The following is a 24,195-nucleotide window of genomic DNA, read 5'->3' as shown; positions in this document are numbered from 1 at the left end:
CATCGCGGATCCGTCACCGGACAATTTCGGAACTTGTAGCAAAATCCCTTGGCGCTGCGTCGTGCGGCCTCTGTGTGGCTGGTGCTCCAGCGGCGCTTTGTGCTCTGGCCTGCGGAGACGCGGCCGGAGCAACAGTGGCGGGCCACGGTTGGCGCCCGTTCACGGGGAGCCCCGGGAGGTACGGGACGGAACCCAGGCCCGTTACCGGTGCTGTGCGGTGCGCAGTTCGTCGGTGTACCGGGCGAGGGCCTCCTCGGCGGTGGGGACGGGGCCGAGAACCGGGTTCACCGCTGCGGATCCTCGGGAACGGCCCGCCATGTGTCACGCCCCTCGACAGTCACGGCGGCCACTGCGCCCCAACCGCCTCCGCACCGAGCACCACCCGTCCGTGCGGCCGACATTCCCGCTGGCTTCAGCCCGTTCTTCGCTGAGGCTTGTCCCACCGCGTGACTCGGATGCGACCGGGGTGACAACCCCGGCACCGGCTGCCCCTCCGCCGCCCTGCTCGACGAGATCGGCCGCTGCGGGGAGTCGGTCAAAGACGCCTACACCGAGGCCCGCCGGGCACCCGGGAACCCCCGATCGACCCGAGGCAAGGCCATCGCACTCTTCACCATGCTGGTCGGAACACTGCAACTGTCCCGCGCCCTCTCCGACGAGAAGCTCGCCGCCGACGTCCTCGAACAGGGAATCGAGAACGCCTTCGCCCTCACGAGCTGAGGGAACCGGTCCCTACGGCCGCGCGAGGAACTCCAGCGCCGTCTCCACGAACTGCTGATGGAACTGGAAGATCCCGCCGTGCCCGGCGTCGGGGTAGAGCACCAGCTCGGCGTTCGGCAGCCGCCGGGCCAGGTCGGCAGAGTTGCTCGACGGCACCATCCGGTCGCTCTCGCCGTTGGCGACAAGTACCGGCTGGCGGATGACGGAGAGGTCCTGCGGACGCGCCAGCCCCCACCGGTGGATGGCCGTGAGCTGGGCTCCGTACGCCGGGAGGGAGATTGCCTTGTCCCGGTCCTGGGTGCGTTCCTTCAACCGGGCGAGGAACTCCTTGCCCGCCCTGCGCCCACCGGCGGTCCGGGTGAAGAAGAGGAACTGCTTCGGGTCCTGGAGGGTGAGCAGCGCCCGGACGGTGTCGAGGTGGGAGAGCCGGGTCACGTTCTTGATGCCCTCGCCACCGGCAGGACCGGTACCGGTGAGGATCAGCCTGCGGACGAGCCCGGGGTCGGTCTGCGCGATCACCTGAGCGATCATGCCGCCCATGGAGAAGCCGTGGATGTCGACGCGTTCGAGCCCGAGCGCGCGGATGAACGTGACGGCGTCCCTCGCCATCTCCTCGATCGTCTTCGGCGTCGAACCGCTCGAAGCCCCGACCCCTCGATTGTCGAACGTGATGACCCGGTGCCTGGCCGCGATGCCGTCGACGACCCGGGGGTCCCAGTTGTCGAGCACTGCGGCGAGGTGCGTGATGAACACCACCGGAGTCTCCGACTCGGGGCCGAGCTCCCGGTAGGCGAAGGTCACTCCCCCGGCGGTGATCGTGCGGGTCGGCGCGTCTTTGTACGACGTCACCACATCGCCTCGCGCTTCTCGTGAGTCGCTCATTGCCATGCCTTTCGGTGCGTGGGGGTTCCGTCAGGTGGAGTCCCGGACGATCAAGCCCTTCAACGCCACCAATCATTAAAGTATGACCGTACTTCAATCTGTCCACAAGTCGACCACGGAAGCGCGAAGTGCGATACGGAAGCGAGCGCAAGCAGGAGACCAGGCAGCGGATCATCAGAACAGCTGGCCGACTGGCACCGGACGACCCGCTCTCGGCCCGCACCAAGACCCTCAGCGTCTACGCCATGGTGGCCGGGACCCTTCAGCTCTCCCGGGCCCTCCCGGACGGGCGACGCGCGGACGAACTCCGTTCGCCCTCGGCAACGACCTGGCCGGTGTGGTGGTCGAGGTCGGCGCGGCAGTGACCCGGTTCGCGGTGGGTGACGAGGTGTTCGCGCGGCCGGACAAGAACCGGATCGGCACCTTCGCCGAACTCCTCGCGGTGCACCAGGACGACGTGGCAATCAAGCCCGGCGGCGGCCTGGGCACCATCGCCATCCAGTTGGCGAAGCACCTGGGCGTGACCGTGGCCACGACCGCGAGCACCGCCAACGTCGACCTGGTCGGGCAGTTGGGCGCCGACGTCGTCGTCGACTACAGGGAGCAGGCGTTCGAGACGGCCCTGCACGACTACGACGTCGTCCTCGACTCCCTCACAAGGTCATCAGCGTCGCCGGTCCGCCTGACGCCGCCTTCGCCCTGAAGCCCCACCAGTGGGAGAGGACACAGCGCTGGCAGAGCGCGCTGGCCCCGGAGATCTCCCGCCGCCTCGGCGACGGACCGGAACCACCCTGATCCGGATCAGGGCGAACGTACGTCAGTCCTCCATGCGGACCGGCATCAGGATCGAGAAGCCGTCCTCGCCGTCGGGCCGGCGGATCGCGATCGGCGTCGTGGGGGCCCCGAGCTCCAGAAACAGTCGGTCCCGGGCTCCGGCGGCCAGCGCGTCCAGCAGGAACTCACGGTTGACCGCGACGCGGTTCGGGTCGTCGTCGCCGTCCGCGCAGAGGGTCACCGTGCCGCCGTCCTCCACCCTGAGCACGCTGAGCTCGGGCGCTCCCCCCTCGGCGGCACGGACAGGACCGGTCTCCAGGGCCTTCCGGAAGGCCGTCACCTCGACAAGGGCGCGGCGTCCGCCGGCCGCCGGCAGGAGACGACGGTAGTCGGGGAAGTCGTGGTCGAGGCACTGACCGGCCGCCTGCCTGTCCCCGGCCTCCAGAGTCACACGGCCACCGTCGACGCAGAGCCGTACGGACCCCTCGCCGTCCGACAGCGCCCGCATCGCGTCGACGAGCGGGGCGGGCACGATGACCTGCACCCGGCTCCCGCCGTGTCCGGCAACGCCGGCCTGCGCGACAGCCATCCGGTACCGGTCGGTGGCCACGACATGGAGGCTCTCCCCCTCGATGTCGAACAGGACCCCGCCGAGCATGGGCAGCTCCGGGTCGGCGCTCGCCGCGAAGCGGACCGTGTCCAGCGCGGCTGCCAGCTCGGGCGCGGCGACGGACAGCCGGACGGTGGCGACGCTGAGCGAAGTCATGACGTTCTCCCTGTGATCGAGCAGTGCTTGGAGCGCGGAGAACTCGCTGCGGGCATCGGACAGCCCTTGTTCGATACGGCGCAGGTGTGCCGTGAGCAGCTTCCGGACCAGGTCGGTGTCCGCGCCGGACCAGCTGGCCAGCACCAGCCGGATGTCCGCCAGTGGCATCCCGGCCCGGCGCAGGCGGGTCAGCACCCGGGCCTCTTCGAGCTGCTCGGGTTCGTACCAGCGGTATCCGCTGACCGGATCCACCCAGGCCGGGACCAGCACACCGGCACGGTCGTAGAACCGCAGGGCACTCGCGCCCAGGCCGCTGTCGCGGGCCATCTCTCCGATGCTGCGCATGTCGTTCTCCACACCCGGGACTCTGGGCCCTGCACAAGGTCGAGGGTCAATCCAGGAATCACGTGCGCGCGACATTGCCGAGCGAGGTACGCAGGTCGTCCTCTCCGGTGAGCAGCGGCGGCAGGGGGCTCGCGTTGGCCGGGTCGAGCGAGTCGAAGAGCAGGGCGATGAAGCGGGCGCGCAGCGAGGGTGCCGTGCCGGGGAGCGCGAGGCCGGCGACGGCCATGACGAGGAAGTGGGGGATGTCCTCGGCGGTGAGGTCGGAGCGGATCTCGCCGGCCTGCTGCGCGCGCACCAGGAGCGGGTGGAGTGAGGCGCTGAAGCGCTGGAGGACCTCCACCGCGACGTCGGCGAAGTTCCCGGCGAAGGTGACCAGCCCCCGCTCCTCGGTGATCAGGTCGAGCAGATGCGTGGCGACGTCCTGAAGGGCCTGGCGGGTGTGCGGGGAGTCGGCAGCTCGCTCGATGAACGGGAGCAGGTCGGTTTCGAGGATGTCCTCCAGGACGGCCCGGACGATGGCCTCACGGTTGGGGAAGTGGCGGTAGAGCGTGGCGATGCCCACGCCGGCTTCTGCCGCGATCTGCTCCAGGGAGGCTTCACCCCTGCCCAGCACCGTCCGCCCCGCAGCGGTGATGCGCTCCACGCTGGAGCGGGCATCGACCCGGCGCCGGGGCGCGCGGCTGTCCGTCGTCGCCATCTGTGACTTCCCTGATCTCCGATGAGGCCGCTGCGGTCGATAGCACCCTACCGCATCGATAGTTGACTATCACTTTGATAGTACTCTCTCACTTCGCGGTGCGGTCTGGCCCGCCAGACCGCCTGGAGATGAGGGAGAACTCTGTGTCCGTTCTGCTGTACCGGCTGGGGAAGTTCGCCTACGGCAAGCCCTGGTACGTCATCGGAGGCTGGCTGGCCGTACTGGCGGCGGTCGTCCTTCTGCTCGTGACCCATCCGGTCAAGCTCAGCAACGAGGTCCGCATCGACGGCACCCCGTCCCAGAAGGTCATCGACGGCCTGGCCACCTCCCTCCCGGAGGCATCCGGCGGCCAGGGCATGCTGCTCTTCACCGCTCCGGAAGGCGCCCGGATCGACGACGAGAAGGTCCGGTCCGCGCTGCTGGCCGCCGTCGACGCCGTCTACCGCCACGACCACGTCATCGACGTCAGGAAAGCCCTGGCCCGGGAAGCCGCCAAGGGCGAGAACAGCCCCCTGCTGCGGGCGCAGGCGGCGGTGGCCCAAGCCGCTGGACCGCCGTCCTCCGGCAAGACACCCGTCCCCTTGCAGCAGAGCGGTCAGCCTGTGCCGGGCGTCGTCGTCTCCGTCGACGGCTCCACCGCGCTGATGCAGTTCCAGTTCGACGAGCAGACCTTCGAACTTCCTGCCGGGACGATCGACAGCACCATCCGGGCCGCCGAGCGGCAGGCCGCGCCCGCCGACCTGGAAGTCCTGCCGTCGGCGGCGATGATGGAGATCCCCGACATCATCGGTGTCGGGGAGATCGTCGGCGTCGCCGTGGCGGCCCTCGTCCTGCTGGTCACCCTGGGATCGGTCGTCGCGGCGGGGCTGCCGCTGATCATCGCCCTGACCGGTGTCACGGTGGGTGTCGGCGGCGCCTTCACCCTCTCCAGCGTGTTCGAGATCCACTCCCTCGCGGCGGTGCTGGCGCTGATGCTGGGGCTGGCCGTCGGCATCGACTACGCGCTGTTCATCGTCAACCGGGAACGCCGGCTGATCCTCGACCAGGGCATGGACCCGCAGGAAGCGACCAGCCGTGCGCTCGGCACCGCCGGAAGCGCGGTCTTCTTCGCCGGCAGCACCGTCGTCATCGCTCTGGCCGGGCTCCTGGTCATCGGCATCACGCTGCTCAGCACCATGGCCGTCGTCGCGGCCGGCACGATCGCGATCGCCGTCCTGCTCGCCCTGACCCTGCTGCCCGCGCTGCTGGGCCTGGCCAAAGACCGCGTCTGCCCCGCCCGTACCCGGCGAAGGGAACGGGAGCGGCCGGGAGGTTCCGCCCGGGCCGTCCGCTGGGGAGCACTCCTGGTCCGCCACAGGTACGCCGCCCTCGCGGCCTCGATCCTGATCCCCGCGATCCTGGCGGTGCCGGCCGCCGGTATGAAACTGGGCCTGCCCTCCGGCGCCAGCTACGACACCGGCACCGGGCAGCGGCGCAGCTACGACCTGGTCAGCGACGCGTACGGGCCCGGCTACAACGGCCCCCTCCTGATCGCCGTGAGCTCCACCGCGAACGGTCGGCCGCTCACCCCCGCGACCCTCGCCTCGGTGACCTCGGACCTGCGCAGCGTCAAGGGCGCCACCGCGGTCTCCCTGGCCGGCCTGAACCGGACCGGAACCACAGCCGTCCTCAGCCTGATTCCCGGCAGCGGCCCCAACGACGACGCCACCAAGGACCTCGCCACCGCCCTACGGGACAAGGGCGCCCAGATCCGTGCGGCCCACGGCGCCGATATCGGGATCGCCGGTTTCACCACCCTCGCGATCGACGTCTCCGACCGGCTCGCCGACGTCCTGCCCCTCTACGTGGCCACCGTCCTCGGGCTGTCCCTCATCGTCCTGCTCCTGGTCTTCCGTTCCCTCATGGTCCCGGTGACGGCCACCCTCGGTTTCCTGCTGAGCATCGCCGCCACCTTCGGCCTCACCACGGCCGTCTTCCAGTGGGGCTGGCTACAGAGCCTGATCGGGCTCGACGCCACCGCGCCGGTCGTGAGCCTGCTGCCCATCATCATCACCGGCGTCCTGTACGGGCTCGCCATGGACTACCAGATGTTCCTGGTGACCTCCATACGCGAAGCGCACGTCCACGGCGCCACCGCCCTCGACGCCACCGTCACCGGTTTCGCCCGCGCCGGCTCCGTCGTCCTGGCGGCGGCCACCATCATGGTCTCCGTCTTCGCCGGCTTCGTCTTCAACGCCCAGCCCATGATCAAGCAGGCCGGTTTCGCACTGGCGGCTGGCATCCTCATCGACGCCTTCGTCATCCGCATGACCTTCATCCCGGCCACCATGGCACTCGCCCGGGAGAGGGCCTGGTGGATCCCCGCCCGCCTGAACCGCCTGCTGCCGGACCTCGACGTCGAGGGCGACAAGCTCGCGCAGAAGGTGGACCGCTCTGCTCAACTGCCCGACGAGGGAGCCTGACCGCCGGCCTCCTTTGTACGGCGCGGCGCCACGGGGGATCCTCCGGTGCCTTTGCCGGGCCTGTCCGAGCAGCCGTTCCGGGCTCGGCAGGCTGCGATCAGCGAGGACGGGTCGACGCCCGGCCAGCACGGCTTCCCCACGGGTCGGATGACGCTGGGGCATGGCGCTGCCCGACCCCCAGCCCGGAATACCGCGTGCGCTCGGCGTGGACGACGTGCTCCCTACACGCGACTCCGGTCCACCGGCCGGGTGCCTACGCGAAGGGTGCACGGCTCGGCGCCCCGCACGCGATCCAGGTCTTTGACCGGTTCCGCACGATGGACGAAAACGTTCACCGATCCGCAGCTCTGCGCGGCCCTCGTCGACCGTCTCGCCTTCGGCGGGAACAGGCTCGCCAGCGGGCTGAACTCTTACGGAGGGCCGACCCGCCTGTCCAGCGGATCCGCCCAGGCGGAACAATCCCCCCTCGTGGAAGAAGCACTGCAGGTCATCGCCATCGTCGCGGCCACCTTCGCCACCGCGGCCCTCTCTGCGGTGGCCGGGTTCGGCGGCGGAGTGCTTCTGCTGCCGGTGTTCGTCGCGGTCCTCGGCACCCGGGACGCCGTCGCGGTGCTGACCGTCGCGCAGCTGGCCAGCAACGGCAGCCGGGTGTGGTTCAACCGCCGCGAGGTCGACCGGCGCCTGGTCGGTGTCTTCGCGATCGGCGCCGTCCCGGCCGCCGTCGTGGGAGCGTTGTTGTTCGCCACCGCCCCACTGCCCGCCCTCACCCGCCTCGTCGGCGTCTTCCTGCTGGCCATGGTTGCCTGGCGGCGCTGGAAACCGCACGCCGCCCACCTGGACGACACCGCGTTCGCCGCCGTCGGGGCCGCGTCCGGGTTCGGCTCGGCGCTGGTCGGCTCGGTCGGCCCGATGGTCGCCCCGTTCTTCCTCGCCCGCGGCCTGCTGCGAGGCGCCTACATCGGCACCGAGGCCGCGTCCGCGGTGGTGATGCACCTGACCAAGCTGGTCGTCTTCGGCGCCGTCGCGGTGCTGACCGCTTCCAACGCGCTCATCGGCCTGGCCCTGGCCCCAGCAAGCACCGCCGGCGCCTGGACCGGAAAGAAGATCGTCGACCGGCTGCCCGCCCACGTCTTCGTCCTCGTGGTCGAGATCGGCCTGGTCGTCTCCGGATTCCTGCTGGCCATCACCGGCGGCTGATCACCTTCAAGCCACGGCGAGGCAGCCGACGAATCCGACGATCGCGGCCGTCCAGTCGGCGAGGGAGGCCCCGAGGGGGCGGGTGATGACGTACGCGGTCCAGAACGCGGTCACCGCGTTCAGCGTGCCGAAGCGGTGGGCCAGGCTCGTGATGGCGGGTGCGGACGCTGTCCAACAGACCTGGTGAAGTAGTACCCCGGTACTACCTGACGGGCAGGGATCGGCCCCCGGTACGACCGGACCGGCGTGTTTCGGGTCCTAGCGTGGCCGGTGTCCGACAGGAAGAGGCGCGCATGATCGACGCACAGCAACTGACCAAGAGGTACGGCGAGAAGACAGCCGTCGACGGGCTGGACTTCACCGTCGAGCCGGGGACGGTGACCGGCTTCCTGGGCCCCAACGGCGCGGGGAAGTCCACGACCATGCGGATGATCGTCGGACTCGACGCCCCGACGAGCGGCTCCGTGACGGTCAACGGCCACCGCTACGCCCGGCATCAGGCACCGCTCCAGGAGGTCGGCGCCCTGCTGGAGGCGAAGTCGATCCACCCGGGCCGCTCCGCGTACAACCACCTCAGGGCGCTCGCGCTGACGCACGGAATCCCCCGGCGCCGGGTCGACGAGGTCATCGACCTCGCCGGTCTCACCGCCGTGGCGAAGAAGCGGGCCGGTGCCTTCTCGCTCGGCATGGGCCAGCGGCTGGGCATCGCGGCGGCCCTGCTGGGCGATCCGCAGACGGTGATGCTGGACGAGCCGGTCAACGGGCTCGACCCGGAGGGCGTCCTGTGGATCCGCAACCTGCTCAAGGGGCTCGCCGACCAGGGCCGGACCGTGTTCGTGTCGTCCCACCTGATGAGCGAGATGGCCCTGGTGGCGGACCACCTCGTCATCGTGGGACGCGGCCGGCTGCTGGCCGACACCACCGTCGCCGACCTCGTCCGCGAGGCGGGCGGCGACACGGTGAAGGTGGCCACGCGGGACCCGGCGCGGCTGCGGGAGGTCCTGGCCGGTCCCGGCGTCGACATCACCGGCCGCGCCGGCTCCGAGGAGCTTCAGGTGACCGGGCTCGGTGCCCGCGAGATCGGCCTGACAGCGGCCGAGCACGGCATCCCGCTGTTCGAACTGTCCGCGCGGACAGTGTCGTTGGAGGAGGCGTTCATGAACCTGACCAAGGATGCCGTGGAATACCACGGGAGGGCGGCATGAGCACCCTCACCGCGACCGTCGAGGCGCCCTCGGCCGGCCCCGCCCGTCCCGCCTACCGGGTGACCGGACGGCGCGTCCTGGCCTCGGAGTGGGCCAAGCTGTGGTCGCTGCGTTCGACGTGGATCACCCTGGGCGTCGGCCTGCTCTTCGTCGTCGCCTTCGGGCTGATCGCGGCGAGCCGCTACAAGTCCGGGGTCGACTCCGGTCACCTGGACGGGGACTTCGCCGACTCGACGGCCGTCAGCCTGTCCCTCTTCGGCACGGACTTCGCCCAGCTCGCCCTGGGTGTACTCGGTGTCCTCGTCACGGCCGGCGAGTACTCGACCGGCATGATCCGCTCGACGCTCGCGGCCGTGCCGCGCCGGCTGCCCGTGCTGTGGTCCAAGGCGGCCGTGTTCGGGCTGGTCGCGCTGGCGGTCGGCACGCTGGGCGCGTTCGTCGCCTTCGGGTTCGGCAGCGGCATCGTCTCCGGCACGCCCGCCGCGATGGGCCTGGCGCACGCGGGAGTCGTACGGAGCCTGCTGGGCGCGGGGCTCTACCTCGGCCTGGTCGGGGTGATCGGCATCGCGCTGGGCGCGCTGCTGCGGTCGGTGGCCGGCGGGATCTCGGTGCTGGTCGCCTCGCTGATGCTGGTCCCGGGGCTGATCTCCCTGCTGCCCAGTTCCTGGCGGGACGACATCAGGCCCTACCTGCCGAGCGAAGCGGGCGCGTCGATGTTCGCCCTGACGCACGACAGCACCGCGCTGTCGCCCACGGCCGGCCTGCTGGTCCTCCTCGGCTGGACGGCCCTCGCGCTGACGGGGGCGGCGTACCGGCTGGTGCGCAGCGACGTCTAGGGCCTGTCCGGCGGATCAGGCCGCACGAGAGCGACGGCTGCCTATAAGTGCCGGTGAGCGGGGTCTGGTGCGTGCAGCTGCAAGGCGGAGGAGGGAGTCGACGCGATGGGGGTCCCCCCTGTTCGAGCGAAGCCGAGAACTTGGGGGAGTCGGCGACCGACGACAACGCGGCAGATGTGCGTGCCAGACCCCGCGACCGCGGCCTGATCCGCCGGACAGGCCCTGGCTCCCCCACCATGGGCAGGTGACCTCCTTGACGACGACCACGTCCGCCGGTGACTTCGGCGGGACGGGACCGCTGGTCGCCCGGTTCTCCCGGGTCGGCCAGCGGCTGCGGCAGGCGGACCAGGACCGGCCGTGGGTGCTGGACACGGCGGTGGTGGTGCTGGTCTTCCTGCTGTTCTGTCTGCCGGACCTGGTGCACGGGGACGCCGGTGAGGGCGACGGTCCACCCCGGTTCCGGCTCGCCTTCACCCAGCTTCCCCCGGCGGCCATGCTGCTCTTCCAGCTCGCTCTGGTGCTGCCGCTGCTGTGGCGGCGGCGCAGGCCGATGGCCGCCTTCGGCGCCATCGCGGTGGTGTTCGTGGTGCAGTGGTCGCTGGGGGCGGTGCTGCGTGCGGACGTCGCCCTGTTCATCGCCCTGTACAGCCTCGCCCTGCACGGGTGGCTGCGGCGGCTGCCGTGGGCCTGCGGAATCATGGTCGCGGGGATGGTCCTGGTCGCGGTGCGCGTGTCGCCGGTCGTGTCCGTGGGGGACGCGCTGTTCTTCCTGCTGAGCACGGCGACCGCGGCCCTGGCGCTCGGCCTGATGGTACGGACCCGGCGGGCCCAGCTCGCGGGGCTGCGGGAGCGGGCGGCCCGTCTGGAGATCGAGCGCGACCAGCGCAGCAGACTCGCGACCGCCACCGAGCGGGCGCGGGTGGCCCGCGAGATGCACGACATCGTCGGCCACAACCTGGCCGTCATGATCACCCTCGCCGACGCCGGGGCGTACGCCACGGACACAGCTCCCGAACGCGGCAAGGAGGCCCTGCGGCTCATCGGCGACACCGGCCGGACGGCTCTCGGCGAGCTGCGGCGCGTGCTGGGGGTGCTGCGGGAGGCGTCGGACGGCGCGGCCGTCCCGCCCGAACTGAGTCCGCAGCCCGCTCTCGTGGACATCGAGGCGCTGTGCGACGGGGTGCGCGGCGCGGGTCTGGAGGTCGTCTACCGGACCGTCGGCGAGGTGGACGCCCTGGACCGGGGGGTGCAGCTGGCGGTCTACCGCATCGTCCAGGAGGCCCTCACGAACACCCTGAAGCACGCCGGCGCCGGCACCCGGGTGAAACTGTCGTTGATCGTCGAGGACACCCGGCTGGTCATGCGGGTCCGGGACGACGGGCCGGCCGGACGTCCCGGACCGCGCGACGAGGAAGGACACGGACTGGTGGGGATGCGCGAACGAGCGGCGCTCTACGGGGGCGACGTCAGCGCCGGGCCCGCGCACGGCGGCGGCTGGCTGGTGGAGGCCACTCTCCACCTGGCTCCTCGGGCGGGTGCCCGGTGACGACGGTCCTCATCGTGGACGACCATCCGCTACAGCGCTACGGGTTCCGGGTGCTGCTCGACTCCATCCCCGAGACGGACGTGGTCGGCGAGGCGGCGCACGGCGCCGAGGCCGTCCGCAAGACGGCCGAACTGCGTCCCGACGTCGTCCTGATGGACGTACGCATGCCCGGTATGGACGGCATCGAGGCCACGCGCCGGATCGTCGCCGCCGGGGGCCGCTCCCGTGTCCTCGTGCTGACCACCTTCGACCTCGACGAGTACGTCCACGCCGCGCTGCGCGCCGGAGCCAGCGGCTTCCTCCTCAAGGACGCGCGCCCCGAGGAACTCCTCGCCGGCATCCGCGCGGTCGCCGTCGGCGACGCGGTGATCGCACCGGCCCTCACCCGGCGCATCCTGGACGAGTACGCCCAGCACGTGCCCGCCGGCCGGAGCGACGCGGGCGAGGACCCGCGCCTTGGCGCCCTCACCGACCGTGAGCGCGAGATCCTCGTCGCCATCGGCAAGGGCTGGACCAACGGCGAGATCGCCGCGAGCTTCGTCGTGTCCGAGTCCACGGTGAAGACGCACGTCGGCCGGGTCCTGGCCAAGATCGGCGCCCGCGACCGCGTCCAGGCCGTGATCTTCGCCTACGACCTCGGCCTCGCGGGGCCCGGCGCGGGGTGAGGGAGCGGCGGTGGCGTGGCCGCCGTCATGGCGGGCTCTCCTCATCGAGCAGTTCCCTCAGGGCCCGCGCCTCGTCCGCGCTGAGCCCGGTCACGAAGTGCTGGAGCGCGGCGATCGGGTCCGGCCCCCGGTCCAGGGCATCGTGCATGGCCTCGGCCGCCAGCTCGGCCGCGTCCCGTGCCGGCCGGTAGGAGCCGCGCCGCCCGTCCGCGTCCCGCAGCACCAGCCCTTTGTCGTACAGCCGGCTGAGGATGGTGTGCACCGTGTTGTAAGCGAGGTCGCCGCCCAGTTCCGCCTGGATCTCGGCCGGGGTCCGGGGATGCTCCACCGCCCAGAGAGCGGCGAGAACGGCAGCCTCCAGCTCGCCCGCGCTACGCCGTACGGGTCTCTCGTGCGGTCCGCTGCCCGCCATGTCGGTCACCTCGCAGAGGTGGGGAGACGGGTTCTCACCCTCCTCTAACCCTACAAGCCGTAGGGTTGAATGCGGCAGCCCTAACGGCTTGCAGGAGAGCCGATCCCGTGGCGTGCGAAGACGAGAGGTGCGTGATGGCCGACGGCTCGAACGTCACGGCGACCGAGGGCCGGCGTCTGTACTGGCAGGTGGGGATCACGCTGGCGGTGCTCCTCGGCGCTTTCGGGATGCTCGCGTCGCATCGGGCCACGCTCGACAGCGGGACCGAGCAACTGGCCGCGGCCGACGGGGAGTGGCTGCTGCTCGCCTGCCTCGCCGCTGCGGCCACCTGGGGGTGCGCGGCCGTGGCGCAGCAGGGGGCGGTTGTCGAACGGCTGCCGAGGGGGCGGCTGGTGGCCGCGCAGTTCGCGGCGGGTGCCGTCAACCATCTCCTCCCGGCCGGGGCGGGTGCGGCCGTGGTCAACCTGCGGTTCCTGACGCGTTGCGGGCTGTCCACCAGGCGTTCGGCGACCGCGCTGGCGGTGAAGGCGGCCGTCGGTGGCATCGTCCGGTGCGTGCTGGGCGTGGCCCTGCTGGTGGCTTCGCCGGGCACGGTCCGGTTTTCGGCGCGGGTGCCGCACGTGCTGGTCCTGCTTCCGGTGGCGGCCGGGGCCGTCGTCCTGGCCGTCGTGATGAGCGGCCGGCTGCGGCGGGCGGTGGGCCGGGTCCTCTCCGACGTGTGGGACGTGCACCGGTGCCGGGCACGGGCCTGGGCGTTGTGGGGCGGCTCGGTCGCGTTCGCGCTGGTGCACGCGGGGGTGGTGGTCGCCGTGGTCCACGCGCTCGGTCTTGCGCTGCCCACGAGCCATGTAGTGATGGCGTACCTCGTCGCCAGTGGCGCGGCGGCGCTGCTGCCCACGCCCGGCGGGCTGGGGTCGCTGGACGCCGCACTCGCCTTCGCGCTCACGGCCGCCGGAGCACCGGGGCAGACGGCGGTCTCGGCGGTCATCGGCTACCGCCTGCTCACCGGATGGCTGCCGATGGCACCGGGGCTGCTGGTCCTGGGGCTGCTCGCCCGCCGTTCGGCGCTCTGAGCCGGTGCGGTGCTCGCTGCCTCTCCCCTGTCAGGCGACCGGCATGATGGGCGACCATCGACGCGACGGGCTCGAAGCGTGGTGCGGGCGGACGGGAGGCGGTCCTTGCGCCGGCCGCGCACGTCCCCGCCCTCAGTGACGCGGCAGCTTTTTCATCGGCCGCCTTGCCGTGCGTGGCGATCCGGTCGGCGCGCCGGGTACCGGGCGGTGCAGGTGGTGGCGGGCGACGAGTTCGAGAGTCACCGCGACCGCGACGGACTGCGCTGCCATGAGCGCGATCAGGACGAACAACTGCACCGCCCCGGCCAGCACGGGACTCGCCCCTCCCATCAGCATGCCGACGAACGCACCGGGGAGGGTGACCAACCCCACCGTACGAGTCTGGTCGAGGCCCGGCAGGAGTGCCTCTGATGCCGCGGGGCGGGCGATCTCCATCCGTGCGTCCCGGTCCAGGAAGCCCAGAGCCATCGCGGCTTCCACCTCCCCGTGGCGCTGGGTCAGTTCGTCCAGGGCACGACGTCCGGCGAGGACGGTCACGGTGAGTGCGCCGCCGATGAGGATGCCCGTGATCGGGATCAGTGCTATGCCTCGCGGCGGGACGAGCCCCGTCAGCAGCAGTGCCGCGACGACCGGCACCACGCCGGCGGCGATCGGGGCGGCCGTGAGCCACCAGGTGTGGTCGCTGGTGATTCTCCGTCCGGCCGTACGCACCGCCACCGAGAACATGACGACGAGGAAAGCCAACAGGCCCGGCACGGACCTGACGGCCCACGTGATGACCACCGACACGGCAGCGAGCTGGACCGCGGCCCTCAGCCCGGCGACGAGGATCTCCCGGGCTCGGCTCTTGTACGGATGCGGGTCGAGATGGAACCGCCCCGCGACCACGGCCGCCACCAGGAGCAGGGCGGCGAGCAGGACGCCGAGGACGGTGTTGACCGGTACGAGGGATGCCGCACTCGACGTCACATTCCCCACCTCAAGGTGCCGCTGCCCGGGCCGGGTGATGCCGTGCGATCAGCCAGGCCGCGCCCCGTTGTCGACAAGACAGTCTATGTCGACGCCGCGCGGGCCGAGCCCTCGCTCTTCTGCCGGAGGATCACTGGCAGGCGCCCACCTCCGAGCCGGACGTCAGCCGCTTCTCAGTCCGCCGGATCCGGCGGCCGTTCCAGCCGGTATCCGTGCCCGCGCAGCGTGGTGATCTCCGGCAGACGGACAGGACCGCTCCCGGCCCGCACCGCCTCGGTCAGTCTGCGTCGCAGGCCCGCCATCGTCACGTCGAGAGTCTTGGTGGGTCCGAACCAGTTCTCGTCCCACACCTCCGCCATCAGCGTCTCCCGCGACACCGCCTCGCCGACCCGCTCGGCCAGCACGGCGAACAGGTCGAACTCCTTGGCCCGCAGCGGCACTTCGACGCCGTGCAGCGTGCAGCGCCGGGCCGCCACGTCGACGACCAGATCGCCCAGCCGCACCGGCTCCCGGGCCGGGGCGGCCACCGCCTGCCGCCGCAGATGCGCTCGCAGCCGGGCGAGCAGCACGGTCAGGCTGAACGGCTTGACCAGGTAGTCGTCGGCCCCGGCGTCCAGTCCGGCGATGACGTCGATGTCCTCGGTGCGCGCCGTCAGCACGACGATCAGCAGGTCGGGCAGGCGGGCGCGCAGTTGCCGGGCCACGTCCAGGCCGTCCATGTCCGGCAGCCCCAGGTCCAGCAGCAGCACGTCGTACGGTGCCCTCGGCGCCTGTGCCAGCGCGCCCGCCCCCGTACGGCACCACGTCGGGGTGTAGCCGTGACCGCGCAGGCCGGTTTCCAGGTGGTGGCCGATGGTGGCGTCGTCCTCGACGACGAGGACACGCGGACGGCTGAGGTCGGGTGCGGCGGGCAGGCGCATGGTCCACAGCCTAGGAGCGGCGTGAGCCATGGGCTCGGTCACAGGTCACGGAGTTCCTCCACGGCGGGGCGGCGGGTGGACCGGATGCCGTTGAGGGCTGCGGCGAGGATGGCGGCGACGGCGGCGGTCGCGGTGAGGGCCAGGTAGGTGCCGGGGACCGACAGGCTCGCGGGCGGGGGATCGAAGACCCCGGTCAGGACCGTGACCAGCATCTGTGACAGGGCCCAGCCGATCAGGGTGCCTCCGGCGAGGCCGCCGGCGGCCAGCAGCAGGGCCTCGGTGAGGACCATGCCGCGCAGTTGGCGGGCGCGCGCGCCGAGGACCGTGGCGATCGCGAAGGTGCGGCGGCGTTCGGCGAGCCCGAGGGCGAGGACGAGCCCGCCGGCTCCGGCGGCGAGCAGCACCGCGAAGGCGAGTTCGATGCGCGTCAGGCCGGCCAGATCGACCGAGGTGAGGCTGGTGCCGACGGTGCCGCGGGTCTGGGTGAGGTCGGTGACGGTGGCACCTGTGCCGAGCTGCCGGCGCAGCTGTGCGGCGATCTGCTTCTGGTGGCTGCCGCCGGTGTCGAGGAGGAAGGCACCCACCGCGTCGCTGCCGGTCGCCCGGGCGAGGTAGGAGGCGTTGGCGACGAAGAAGCTGTCCTTGGGGGCGGTGGGGAACTCCTTGACGATGCCCGCGTAGTGGAAGGGGACGGTCCGCAGGGCCTTGGTGCGGGCGTCCTGGATGCGCAGGTTGACGGTGTCGCCGGGAGAGAGCTGGAAGTCGTGCACGGTCTCGGCGCTGACGAGCAGGTTGTCCGGGCGCTGGGCGAGGCGTCGCATCAGCTGGTGGGCGGTGCCGCCGGCGAAGTAGGCGTCCTGGAGCGAGGTGGCCCCGGCGATGGTGTCCGGGCGCACGCCGTAGAGGTCCTGGAGGTCGGAGCCGACGTAGGCGAAGCGGTGCTGGAGGGGTTCGACGTGCCGCACGCCGGAGACCTTCAGGGCAAAGGCGGCACCGGGTGCGACGCCGGCCCCGGGCGGTTCGGTGACGGTGACGTCGGCGCCGTTGGTCAGCCGGGCGTCGGCCTCGGCCTGCTGCTGGTAGGTGGCGTTGAAGACGGCGGTGGACACGGCGAAGGAGACGGCGAGGGCGAGCAGGACCACCGAACGGGCGAGCGGGCGGCGCCGCCTTGCCAGGACGGCCGCGGTGGTGCCGGCCAGGGTCGCGGTCAGCGGGCGGGACAGCCGGGCCAGGACGGCACGGCCGTGGGCGAGGGCGAGGGCGAGCAGGGTGAGGCGCCACAGCAGCAGGGCCGCGCCGATCCACAGCAGGGCGGGGCCGAGGAAGGCCCAGTACGACACGGAGATGCTGGGGACGCCCTCGGGCGCGAGGACCAGCGCGTACTGGTTGCCGGAGGAGGCGCGGAAGACCAGCCACGAGCCGATCAGCAGCACGACGTCCAGGCCGCACCGCATCCACCAGGGCGCCCGGGAGCGCCGTACGCCCTCCTGCTTGCGGGTGTCGGCGACGGCGACCGAGCGCAGGTCCCGCAGGGCGGGGACCAGAACGGCCCCGGTGGCCACCACGGCTCCCAGCACGAAGGCGACGGCGTACCAGACCCACCAGGTCCCCGCGCTCGCGCCGAAGGAGGCCGTGCCGAAGGCTAGACGGCCGGTGAGCGCGGCGACTCCCAGTCCCGCGAGGCCCCCGGCGAGGCCGATCAGGGCGGCTTCCAGGCCCGCGAGACCGGTGATCTGGCGGGGACGCAGTCCGCGCAGCCGCAGCAGCCCCTGCTCCTGGCGGCGCCGTTCGCCGCCGGCCGAGGCGACCGCCGCCGTCAGCGCGGCGGCCAGGACCGCGCCGGGCACGCCGAGGAAGAGGAAGAGGATCTGCGCGTACAGGGCGTCCTGGCGGGCGGAGTCGAGAGCGGCGCCGATGTTGTCGCCGACCAGGGCGGTGCCCGCGGAGCGGGCCTCCACATGGTGGGCGGCGCCGGTGACCGAGGAGAAGGCGGCGGCCGGATCCGACGGCAGCCGGGTGTTGTCGCGGGTGACGTGGATCTGGGTGGTGACGGCGGTGGCGCCGCGGGTGAGGGCGGCGAACCGGGCGGCGGGCAGCAGGACGACGTTGTCCGGGGGCGCGGTCGGCTGGGACTGGCTCGGGGCGCCGACGGTCTGGAAGAGGGAGTCGGCCTGGGGCAGGTCGACCACGCCGTCCACCGTCACCTGGCGCGGGCCGGCGCCCGGGAGCTGGAGGCCGATGGTGTCGCCGGGGGCGGCGTGCAGGTTGGAGGCGGTCTGCTGGGCCAGCAGGACGCCGGTGGAGGAGCCCGACAGCGTACGGATGGCGTCCGGGAAGCGGGCGCGGTAGCCGTCGGGCAGTCCGAGGGCCATGCCGGGCCCGGTGGTCTGGGTGCTGCCCTGTACGCGGGCGGTGAACCCGCTGGTGCGGGCGAAGCCGACCGGCAGCGCGGCCCGGGTGCCGGAAGTCTTCCGCACCAGGGACAGGACGGCGTTCGGGTCGGCGCCGGGCTGCACCTGGACCTGCCAGTCCACGGCGACCGAGCGCAGGGCGCGCTGGGTCATGGTCGCCTTCGAGGCGGTGAGGAAGGAGCCGAGCGCGGCGACGAGAGCGACCGCGAGCGCGATGCCCGCCAGGGCGGCCAGCAGCCGTCCGGTGCGGTGGCGGACCAGTCCGCCGGCCCATGCGGTGATCATGACGCCTCCTCGGGTGCGAGCAGCCGTCCGTCGCGCATGGTGCGCCGTGCGGTGAGCCGGGCGGCGACGGCGGGATCGTGGGTGGTGATGACGAGGGCGGCGCCGGTGTGGCCGACGGCCGTCAGCAGGGCGTCCAGGACGCGGACGCCCGTCGCGTGGTCGAGGCGGCCGGTGGGTTCGTCGGCGAGGATCAGGCGGGGTGCCTGGGCCAGGACCCGGGCGGCGGCCACTCGTTGGGCCTGGCCGCCGGAGATCTCCTCGGGCAGCCGGTCGGCGAGGTCGGCGGCGTCCACCAGGGCGAGCGCGGCGAGGGCGGTCCGCCTGGCCTCGGCTTCCGGGTTGCCGGCGAGGACCAGGGGGAGGGCGGTGTTCTCGGCCACGTTCAGGGCGGGGATCAGGCTGTCTCCCTGGAAGACGAGGCCGATGTCGTACGGCCCGAGGGAGGCGGCGCGGGTGACGGTGCCGTGGGTGGGCTGTTCGAGCCCGGCGATCAGGTGCAGCAGCGAGCTCTTGCCCGACCCCGAAGGGCCGATCACCGCGAGCCGGTCGCCGGGCCTGATGTCCAGGTCCGCGCCGTGCACGGCCACGACCGCCCGCGTCCCCCGGCCGAAGGTCAGGGCCGCGTCCGCGCAGCTGACGAGCACGTCATCCGATGGCATCGGGTGCCTCCCGGCGGTCGTGCGGGGTGTCGACGACCTTGCCGTCCGTCAGGGTGATCACCCGGTCCGCGATCCGGACCGCCTCGGCGCTGTGCGTGACGATCAGCACCGCGCAGCCCTCCGATGCCCGTTCGCGCAGCATCGAAAGGACCGACTGCTCGGTCTCGCCGTCCAGTTCGCCGGTCGGCTCGTCGGCCAGCAGGACGGCGGGCGCGTTGGCCAGCGCGACGGCGAGTCCGGCCCGCGCCAGCTCGCCGCCGGACAGCTGCCGGGGCAGGGCGTGCGCCCGGCCGGCCAGCCCCACCCGGGCCAGCAGAGCCTCGGCCGGGACGGGGGCCCTGCGGCCCTGTGCCCGCTGGGGCAGGCGGACGTTGTCGCGCACGCTCAGGTGCGGCAGCAGGTTACGGGTCTGGAGCAGGACGCCGATGTTCCGGGCGCGCAGCCGGGCCCGCTCGGTCTCGGGCCGGTGGCTGATCCGTACGCCGTTCACGCGGACCTCGCCGCCGGAGGGCTCGTCGAGTCCGGCCAGGCATGCCAGCAGGGTCGACTTGCCGGCCCCGGACGGTCCCACGACCGCGACGGTCTCACCGGCCCGTACCCGCAGCGACACCCCGCGCAGCGCGAGGGTCTCCTCCTCGCCGGCCCGGTAGAAGCGGTACAGCTCGCGGGCCGTCAGCACGTCCTCGGCGTCGTACGGGTCGACGGGCATCCCGCTCACCGCCACGCGAAGGAGTCGCTGACGGTGCGCCAGGGATCGACGTTGTCGGCGGTGACCGGCCCTGACAGGGTCAGGTCCACCTCGTGCCCCGCGCGGTAGAAGGCGTAGCGCTCGAAGTCGTCCCGCACCACCTTGCCGGTCACCGGGTCCTTCGCCGAGTCGCCCTGGTAGGTGAGCAGGACCGCGCGGCCGGCGTGCCGGGTCACCTCCGACGCCTGGGGAGCGGCGAACTTCGGTACCTGGGAGCGCAGTCGGGGTACGACGGTGCCGGTGACCGAGCCGGTCGTGGGCGCGCCGGCGGCGGCAGCGGCCGTGATCTTCACGGTGTTGAGCTTGTCCGTGAACACGGCGGTGCCCGCCTGGTCGGTGCGGGCCCAGCCCTCGGGCACCTTCACGGTGAAGCCGGTGAAGGTGCCGCCGCTCGGCCGGTAGGGGACGTACGCCTGATTGTCGGGGATGTCGCCCGGCGGGTTGGACTCGGTGGGCGCCGCGTTGTTCTGCCCGCCGGCGCTCGTGGAGGCGGGAGCGGCGGGCGGAGGCGTCGTGGAGCCGGACCCGGAGCTGGAACAGCCGGCGGTCACCGCCGCCACGAGCGCGAGCGCGCCGACCGCGTACGTCCGTATGTGTGCTGCCATGGCCACTGCCCTCCAGGGTGGACGGTCGTGGCACCGACGCTAGGAGGCGGCCGGTTAACGCTCTGCCCGGCGAGGGTTAGACGACGGCAAAAGCGTGGCGGCCCGCATGATGGGGGCATGAGACAGCGCGTGGTGCGAGTGGCCCTGGCCGCGGCCCTGGCCGCCGTCACCCTCCTCGCCGTCCCGCTGGCCCTGGTGATCAGGTCGTCCCTGTACGCCGGGCAGCGCGACACCCTGGAGCGGGCGGCCCTGGCCGGCGCCGTACGGGTGAGCCCGGACTACACGACCGGCGACCCGGTGGAACTGTCCGAGGCCCCGGCCGGAGGGCACCTGGGCCTGTACGACACCCGGCTGCGCCTGCGGGCGGGCAGTGGCCCGGGGAGCGGTGACGCGACGGTGCGCCGGGCCCTCGGCGGGACGGTGGTGCGCGGGCACGCGGCCGGTGACCTGACGGTGACGGTGCCGGTCTCGCACGCCGAGGAGGTCATCGGCGTCGTACGGGCCTCCTCGCCCGCCCGTGCCGTACGCGACCGCGTTCTCGCCGTCTGGGCCGTGCTCGCCGGCGCCTGTGCCCTCGCGCTGATCGTGGCCGTGCTGGTGGCGCGCCGTCAGGCGCGGGCGCTGGCAACGCCGCTGGAGGATCTTTCCCGGCACTGCCGGGCCGTGGCCGGGGGCGATCTGAACGCCCGTGCCGCCCCGAGCAGCATCGCCGAGATCGACCAGGTCGCCCGCACCCACAACGAGATGCTGCACAGCCTGTCCGAACTCCTGCGTCACGAACGCGACTTCACCGCCAACGCCTCCCACCAGCTGCGTACCCCCCTCACCGGCCTCCAGCTCGCCCTGGAGGCGGGTCTCGCCCAGGGCGACGACGCCCGGCTGAGGCCCGTGCTGGCCGAAGCGCTGGCCACCACGGCCCGCCTGCACCACACGGTGGAGGAGGTGCTGCGCCTGTCCCGCTCCAGGGAGGTGCCCCGCCCCGCCGCCGGCACGACCGCCGTACGGCAGCTGCTGCTGGAGACGGAGGAGCGGTGGCACGGGGTGTTCGCCGGGGACGGCAGACGCCTGGAGTGCGCCGTGCGGGACGCGCCGGCCGATGTCCAGGTGCCGGGTGCGCCCGTGTCGGAGGTGCTCGGCATCCTGCTGGACAACGCCCGCGTCCACGGGCGCGGCACCGTCCGGGTCGCGGTGCGGGACCTGGAGGGCGCCCTCGCTCTCGACGTGCGCGACGAGGGCGCCGTGGCGGGTGAGCCGGCCCGGCTGTTCGACCGGGGGCACACCGGCGGCGGGCCGGGGACGGGCATCGGTCTGGCCCTCGCCCGGGACCTGGCCGTCTCCCTGGGCGGCAGGCTCTCCCTGACCAGTGGCCACCCGGCCACTTTTACGCTGCTCGTGCCGGTCGGCCAGGACCCGGGCCGTTCACGCCCGTGACGCCGCGACGACCCGGCTCGCGGCCACCTTCTGGAGCAGCCCGTAGGCGAGCACCGGCAGCAGCAGGTGCGGCTTGTCGGGCAGCGTGGTGGTGATCAGGACGGCGCTCGCGCTGCTGTTGTTCATGCCGCAGGCCAGCGTCAGCGACGAGGAGGAGGGGGCGTCCAGGCGCAGCAGGCGTGCGGCGACCCGGCCCAGGACGAAGGAGAGCAGGCAGACGAGCGCCGCCACGACCAGGGCCGCGCCGAACAGCAGCGGGCGCGGATGCGCGAGGAAGGAACCCAGGGCGCCGCTCGCGTTGACGTATGTCAGGGCCAGGGAGCCGGCGAGGGCGGCGGGCATGATCATGCGCAGCGCGCGGCTCCGCCACGCCGTCGGCAGCGCGAGCCGGCACAGGAGGCCGGCCGCGCAGGGCAGGACCACGCCGACGAGGGCGAAGCCGCCGTGGGCCGTGTTCCCGGTCGTGGTGAGCGTGTCCGCGTAATCGGCGCTGAGGAGCGGCGCCATGGTGGTGGTGACCAGCGGGACGGTGAGCGGGCTCAGCAGCGTGGAGGCGAGGACGAGCCCCACCATGGTGGGCTGGCCGCCGTCGTCCTTGCCGGTCCACACGGTGGCTCCGGCGGCGACGGGCATCGCCACGATCAGGATCATCGCCATGACCAGGCCGCTGCCGCCGTCCGTGTCGGGCGTCTGCCGCAGGACGAACACGACGACGGGGATCACCAGCAGCGGGATCGCCAGGTGCAGGACGAGTCCCGCCAGCAGGGCGGTGGGGCGGCGCAGCATCCGGCCCAGCTCGTGGACGGGTACCTGGAACCCGGCGGAGAAGAGCACCAGGGACAGCAGCAGCTGGCCGGTGCTCAGCGGCAGGGCGTGCGCGCTACGCAGCCACAGGCCGGGGCCGGGCAGGAGGAGGGCGGCGAGATAGGCCAGCACCACGGCCCGGCCGAGCCGGCGGCGCAGCCAGAGCGTCGCCCGGTCGGCGGGCGGGAGGGGGCCAGACGGATGGTTCACGGCGTCCTTCTTCCATGGCGGTGGGCTGGGCGGGGCGGGGCGCCGCTATGGAAGGGCCCTGGTCATGAGGCGTCATGGCAGCCATGGTGCCCGGGTGGGGCGGATGCGGCAGGCCGTACCCGCACGGCAGTCAGGATGCGTTCAGGTATCCCGTGGCACGGTCACGTCTCATGACATACGAGACGTCAGAGACTTCTACGACTCCGGTGCCCGGTGGCCTCAGGTCGGGCTGGAACAAGGTGCCCGAGGTCACCGCGTACTTCTGGATCATCAAGGTGCTGTGCACCACCGTGGGCGAGACGGCCGCCGACCTGCTCAACGAGAAGGCCGGCCTCGGCCTGACCGGTGTGTCGGTGCTGATGAGCGCCCTGCTGGCGGGCGTCCTGGTGGTGCAGTTCCGCTCCGGCGCCTACCGCGCGGGCGTGTACTGGCTCGCCGTGGCCCTGATCAGCGTCGTCGGCACGCTGATCAGCGACAACCTCACCGACAACCTGGGCGTGCCGCTGGAGACGAGTACGGCGGTCTTCGCGGTCGCCCTCGCGGTCGTCTTCACCGTCTGGTACCGGCGTGAGCGGACCCTGTCGATCCACCACATCGACACCACGAGCCGGGAGTCCTACTACTGGCTCGCCGTCCTGTTCACCTTCGCGCTCGGCACCTCGGCCGGCGACCTGGTCTCCGAGCGCCTGGACCTCGGCTACTGGCTCGCCGCGCTCCTGTTCGCCCTGGCCATCGCCGCGGTCGCCCTCGCCCACTTCACGCTCGGCCTGGACGCGGTCTGGAGCTTCTGGATCGCCTACATCCTCACCCGCCCGCTGGGCGCGTCCATCGGCGACTACCTCTCCCAGCCCACGGGCGACGGCGGCCTGGGCCTCGGCACCGTTGTCACCAGTGCGCTGTTCCTCGCCGTCATCCTGGGCCTGGTCGTGCGTCTCTCCGTGACCCGGAAGGACGTGGCCATCGCGCGGGACGCGGCCTGAGCAGGTACGCGGCAGGCGTCCAGGAGCAACCGGACATCGCGAGCGCGACCGAGTCGGTCATGAGGAAACTCCCCGAGGTGACGCCGGCGTTCTGGGTCATGAAGGTCGCCGCGACCACGCTCGGCGAGACGGCCGGCGACCTCTTCGCGCAGACCCTGAAGCTCGGCTGCTTCCTGACCACGATCGCGCTGTTCCCGCTCTTCGTGGTGACGCTGGTCGTCCAGCTCGGGTCCCGCCGCTACAACCCGTTCTTCTACTGGACGGTGATCCTGTCGACCAGCATGGCCGGCACCACGATGTCCGACTTCATGAACCGGGACGCGAGCGCCGAGTTCCTGTCCGGCGGCTCCCCTTCCCCGGGCCGGGGACCGCAGGGGCTCGGCCCGGGCTACCCCACCGGCGCGGCGATCCTCGTCTCCAGCACCCTGGGCACCTCCATGGGCGACTTCCTGACCAAGCCGGTCGGCAAGGGTGGCCTGGGCCTCGGTACGGCGGGTTCCTCGGCCGTGCTGCCGGCTGTCCTGCTCGGTCTGGTGGCCTGCGCGCGGGTCCAGGAACGCCGGACGCCGGTTGCTCAGCGGGTCGGCTGAAGG

23 protein-coding genes and 2 pseudogenes are annotated in these 24,195 nt (G+C 72.4%); 13 read left to right on the top strand and 12 right to left on the bottom strand.

Annotated elements, in window-relative coordinates:
- Positions 1 to 732: 732 nt before the first annotated feature.
- Positions 733 to 1,602 carry an alpha/beta fold hydrolase gene (locus tag J8M50_RS25935; protein WP_040838519.1) on the bottom strand — a complete coding sequence of 290 codons (870 nt, stop codon included), beginning with the start codon at positions 1,600 to 1,602 and terminating at the stop codon, positions 733 to 735.
- Between the two features lie 128 nt (positions 1,603 to 1,730).
- Between J8M50_RS25935 and J8M50_RS25930 the strand changes: the two genes are divergently transcribed.
- Both J8M50_RS25930 and J8M50_RS25925 read left to right on the top strand, forming a co-directional pair.
- The gene (locus tag J8M50_RS25930; RefSeq protein WP_010359958.1) at positions 1,731 to 1,967 is read left to right on the top strand and encodes a hypothetical protein; all 237 of its coding nucleotides are present in this window, start codon (positions 1,731 to 1,733) and stop codon (positions 1,965 to 1,967) included.
- Positions 1,904 to 2,301 (top strand): annotated as a pseudogene (locus J8M50_RS25925) (zinc-binding dehydrogenase); the annotation flags it as partial. The gene J8M50_RS25930 and the pseudogene J8M50_RS25925, both read left to right, overlap by 64 nt.
- A gap of 118 nt (positions 2,302 to 2,419) precedes the next feature.
- Here J8M50_RS25925 and J8M50_RS25920 read toward each other — a convergent pair.
- Together J8M50_RS25920 and J8M50_RS25915 are read right to left on the bottom strand one after the other, a co-directional pair.
- A complete protein-coding gene (locus tag J8M50_RS25920; protein ID WP_010359960.1) occupies positions 2,420 to 3,487 on the bottom strand; it encodes a DNA polymerase III subunit beta family protein in 1,068 nt (355 codons plus the stop codon).
- Positions 3,488 to 3,545: 58 nt separating this feature from the next.
- Positions 3,546 to 4,184, bottom strand: a complete 639-nt coding sequence (locus J8M50_RS25915; RefSeq protein WP_010359961.1) for a TetR/AcrR family transcriptional regulator — start codon at positions 4,182 to 4,184, stop codon at positions 3,546 to 3,548.
- Between the two features lie 143 nt (positions 4,185 to 4,327).
- Here J8M50_RS25915 and J8M50_RS25910 point away from each other — a divergent pair, with 143 nt between their 5' ends.
- The 3 genes and pseudogenes from J8M50_RS25910 (at position 4,328) to J8M50_RS25900 (ending at position 7,843) form a co-directional block, all read left to right on the top strand.
- A complete protein-coding gene (locus tag J8M50_RS25910; RefSeq protein WP_010359962.1) occupies positions 4,328 to 6,646 on the top strand; it encodes an MMPL family transporter in 2,319 nt (772 codons plus the stop codon).
- 318 nt (positions 6,647 to 6,964) lie between these two features.
- Positions 6,965 to 7,105: pseudogene (locus J8M50_RS50425) on the top strand (sulfite exporter TauE/SafE family protein); the annotation flags it as partial.
- 9 nt (positions 7,106 to 7,114) lie between these two features.
- The gene (locus J8M50_RS25900; RefSeq protein ID WP_029184615.1) at positions 7,115 to 7,843 is read left to right on the top strand and encodes a sulfite exporter TauE/SafE family protein; all 729 of its coding nucleotides are present in this window, start codon (positions 7,115 to 7,117) and stop codon (positions 7,841 to 7,843) included.
- A gap of 6 nt (positions 7,844 to 7,849) precedes the next feature.
- Here J8M50_RS25900 and J8M50_RS50155 read toward each other — a convergent pair whose 3' ends face one another.
- A complete protein-coding gene (locus J8M50_RS50155; RefSeq protein ID WP_370516672.1) occupies positions 7,850 to 7,957 on the bottom strand; it encodes a hypothetical protein in 108 nt (35 codons plus the stop codon).
- 179 nt (positions 7,958 to 8,136) lie between these two features.
- Here J8M50_RS50155 and J8M50_RS25895 point away from each other — a divergent pair, with 179 nt between their 5' ends.
- The 4 genes from J8M50_RS25895 to J8M50_RS25880 all read left to right on the top strand — a co-directional run bounded on the left by J8M50_RS25895 (position 8,137) and on the right by J8M50_RS25880 (position 12,095).
- Positions 8,137 to 9,048 (top strand): ABC transporter ATP-binding protein, encoded by a 912-nt coding sequence (locus J8M50_RS25895; RefSeq protein WP_010359965.1) that lies wholly within the window; start codon positions 8,137 to 8,139, stop codon positions 9,046 to 9,048.
- Entirely contained in the window at positions 9,045 to 9,884 is an 840-nt protein-coding gene (locus J8M50_RS25890; protein ID WP_010359967.1) for an ABC transporter permease, read from the top strand. Before J8M50_RS25895 ends, J8M50_RS25890 begins: the two co-directional genes overlap by 4 nt.
- A 253-nt stretch (positions 9,885 to 10,137) precedes the next feature.
- On the top strand, positions 10,138 to 11,430 hold the full coding sequence (locus J8M50_RS25885) for a sensor histidine kinase (RefSeq protein WP_010359968.1): 1,293 nt from the start codon (positions 10,138 to 10,140) through the stop codon (positions 11,428 to 11,430).
- A complete protein-coding gene (locus J8M50_RS25880) occupies positions 11,427 to 12,095 on the top strand; it encodes a response regulator (RefSeq protein WP_010359970.1) in 669 nt (222 codons plus the stop codon). Before J8M50_RS25885 ends, J8M50_RS25880 begins: the two co-directional genes overlap by 4 nt.
- A 25-nt stretch (positions 12,096 to 12,120) precedes the next feature.
- On the opposite strand, the gene J8M50_RS25875 is transcribed toward J8M50_RS25880, so the two are convergent.
- Positions 12,121 to 12,507, bottom strand: a complete 387-nt coding sequence (locus tag J8M50_RS25875; RefSeq protein ID WP_010359971.1) for a BlaI/MecI/CopY family transcriptional regulator — start codon at positions 12,505 to 12,507, stop codon at positions 12,121 to 12,123.
- A 134-nt stretch (positions 12,508 to 12,641) separates the two neighbouring features.
- On the opposite strand from J8M50_RS25875, the gene J8M50_RS25870 reads away from it, so the two are divergent.
- Positions 12,642 to 13,580, top strand: coding sequence for a lysylphosphatidylglycerol synthase transmembrane domain-containing protein (locus tag J8M50_RS25870; RefSeq protein ID WP_029184616.1), 939 nt, complete (start codon positions 12,642 to 12,644; stop codon positions 13,578 to 13,580).
- A 132-nt stretch (positions 13,581 to 13,712) separates the two neighbouring features.
- On the opposite strand, the gene J8M50_RS25865 is transcribed toward J8M50_RS25870, so the two are convergent.
- From J8M50_RS25865 to J8M50_RS25840, 6 genes are all read right to left on the bottom strand, one after another.
- Positions 13,713 to 14,549, bottom strand: coding sequence for an ABC transporter permease (locus tag J8M50_RS25865; RefSeq protein ID WP_010359975.1), 837 nt, complete (start codon positions 14,547 to 14,549; stop codon positions 13,713 to 13,715).
- Between the two features lie 173 nt (positions 14,550 to 14,722).
- Positions 14,723 to 15,469, bottom strand: coding sequence for a response regulator transcription factor (locus J8M50_RS25860; RefSeq protein WP_010359976.1), 747 nt, complete (start codon positions 15,467 to 15,469; stop codon positions 14,723 to 14,725).
- Between the two features lie 38 nt (positions 15,470 to 15,507).
- Positions 15,508 to 18,165 carry an FtsX-like permease family protein gene (locus tag J8M50_RS25855; RefSeq protein WP_010359977.1) on the bottom strand — a complete coding sequence of 886 codons (2,658 nt, stop codon included), beginning with the start codon at positions 18,163 to 18,165 and terminating at the stop codon, positions 15,508 to 15,510.
- On the bottom strand, positions 18,162 to 18,824 hold the full coding sequence (locus J8M50_RS25850) for an ABC transporter ATP-binding protein (protein ID WP_029184617.1): 663 nt from the start codon (positions 18,822 to 18,824) through the stop codon (positions 18,162 to 18,164). Before J8M50_RS25850 ends, J8M50_RS25855 begins: the two co-directional genes overlap by 4 nt.
- The gene (locus J8M50_RS25845; RefSeq protein ID WP_010359979.1) at positions 18,811 to 19,533 is read right to left on the bottom strand and encodes an ABC transporter ATP-binding protein; all 723 of its coding nucleotides are present in this window, start codon (positions 19,531 to 19,533) and stop codon (positions 18,811 to 18,813) included. The genes J8M50_RS25850 and J8M50_RS25845 overlap by 14 nt, the downstream gene beginning before the upstream one ends.
- Positions 19,534 to 19,538: 5 nt before the next feature.
- Positions 19,539 to 20,177: a hypothetical protein gene (locus J8M50_RS25840; RefSeq protein ID WP_010359981.1), complete on the bottom strand. Its 639-nt coding sequence runs from the start codon at positions 20,175 to 20,177 to the stop codon at positions 19,539 to 19,541.
- A gap of 117 nt (positions 20,178 to 20,294) precedes the next feature.
- Between J8M50_RS25840 and J8M50_RS25835 the strand changes: the two genes are divergently transcribed.
- Complete coding sequence (locus tag J8M50_RS25835; protein WP_029184618.1) at positions 20,295 to 21,608, top strand: sensor histidine kinase; 1,314 nt, start codon at positions 20,295 to 20,297, stop codon at positions 21,606 to 21,608.
- Here J8M50_RS25835 and J8M50_RS25830 read toward each other — a convergent pair.
- On the bottom strand, positions 21,597 to 22,622 hold the full coding sequence (locus J8M50_RS25830) for a bile acid:sodium symporter family protein (RefSeq protein WP_010359984.1): 1,026 nt from the start codon (positions 22,620 to 22,622) through the stop codon (positions 21,597 to 21,599). The two genes, J8M50_RS25835 and J8M50_RS25830, sit on opposite strands and share 12 nt — an antisense overlap.
- Before the next feature lie 170 nt (positions 22,623 to 22,792).
- Here J8M50_RS25830 and J8M50_RS25825 point away from each other — a divergent pair, with 170 nt between their 5' ends.
- Together J8M50_RS25825 and J8M50_RS25820 are read left to right on the top strand one after the other, a co-directional pair.
- The gene (locus J8M50_RS25825) at positions 22,793 to 23,602 is read left to right on the top strand and encodes a COG4705 family protein (RefSeq protein WP_029184619.1); all 810 of its coding nucleotides are present in this window, start codon (positions 22,793 to 22,795) and stop codon (positions 23,600 to 23,602) included.
- 59 nt (positions 23,603 to 23,661) lie between these two features.
- Complete coding sequence (locus J8M50_RS25820) at positions 23,662 to 24,192, top strand: COG4705 family protein (RefSeq protein WP_075662051.1); 531 nt, start codon at positions 23,662 to 23,664, stop codon at positions 24,190 to 24,192.
- Positions 24,193 to 24,195: the final 3 nt, after the last annotated feature.

Source organism: Streptomyces acidiscabies (assembly GCF_020010905.1).
Lineage (GTDB): Bacteria > Actinomycetota > Actinomycetes > Streptomycetales > Streptomycetaceae > Streptomyces > Streptomyces acidiscabies.
This window is presented reverse-complemented; position numbering and strand designations above follow the sequence as displayed.

Bases quoted from the DNA above. Each gene is read 5' to 3' on its own strand.
- J8M50_RS25845 (WP_010359979.1), bottom strand. From the start codon at position 19,533: ATGCCCGTCGACCCGTACGACGCCGAGGACGTGCTGACGGCCCGCGAG.
- J8M50_RS25840 (WP_010359981.1), bottom strand. From the start codon at position 20,177: ATGGCAGCACACATACGGACGTACGCGGTCGGCGCGCTCGCGCTCGTG.
- J8M50_RS25860 (WP_010359976.1), bottom strand. From the start codon at position 15,469: ATGCGCCTGCCCGCCGCACCCGACCTCAGCCGTCCGCGTGTCCTCGTC.
- J8M50_RS25920 (WP_010359960.1), bottom strand. From the start codon at position 3,487: ATGCGCAGCATCGGAGAGATGGCCCGCGACAGCGGCCTGGGCGCGAGT.
- J8M50_RS25850 (WP_029184617.1), bottom strand. From the start codon at position 18,824: ATGCCATCGGATGACGTGCTCGTCAGCTGCGCGGACGCGGCCCTGACC.
- J8M50_RS25835 (WP_029184618.1), top strand. From the start codon at position 20,295: ATGAGACAGCGCGTGGTGCGAGTGGCCCTGGCCGCGGCCCTGGCCGCC.
- J8M50_RS25915 (WP_010359961.1), bottom strand. From the start codon at position 4,184: ATGGCGACGACGGACAGCCGCGCGCCCCGGCGCCGGGTCGATGCCCGC.
- J8M50_RS25935 (WP_040838519.1), bottom strand. From the start codon at position 1,602: ATGAGCGACTCACGAGAAGCGCGAGGCGATGTGGTGACGTCGTACAAA.
- J8M50_RS25875 (WP_010359971.1), bottom strand. From the start codon at position 12,507: ATGGCGGGCAGCGGACCGCACGAGAGACCCGTACGGCGTAGCGCGGGC.
- J8M50_RS25870 (WP_029184616.1), top strand. From the start codon at position 12,642: ATGGCCGACGGCTCGAACGTCACGGCGACCGAGGGCCGGCGTCTGTAC.
- J8M50_RS25895 (WP_010359965.1), top strand. From the start codon at position 8,137: ATGATCGACGCACAGCAACTGACCAAGAGGTACGGCGAGAAGACAGCC.
- J8M50_RS25820 (WP_075662051.1), top strand. From the start codon at position 23,662: ATGAGGAAACTCCCCGAGGTGACGCCGGCGTTCTGGGTCATGAAGGTC.
- J8M50_RS25825 (WP_029184619.1), top strand. From the start codon at position 22,793: ATGACATACGAGACGTCAGAGACTTCTACGACTCCGGTGCCCGGTGGC.
- J8M50_RS25890 (WP_010359967.1), top strand. From the start codon at position 9,045: ATGAGCACCCTCACCGCGACCGTCGAGGCGCCCTCGGCCGGCCCCGCC.
- J8M50_RS25855 (WP_010359977.1), bottom strand. From the start codon at position 18,165: ATGATCACCGCATGGGCCGGCGGACTGGTCCGCCACCGCACCGGACGG.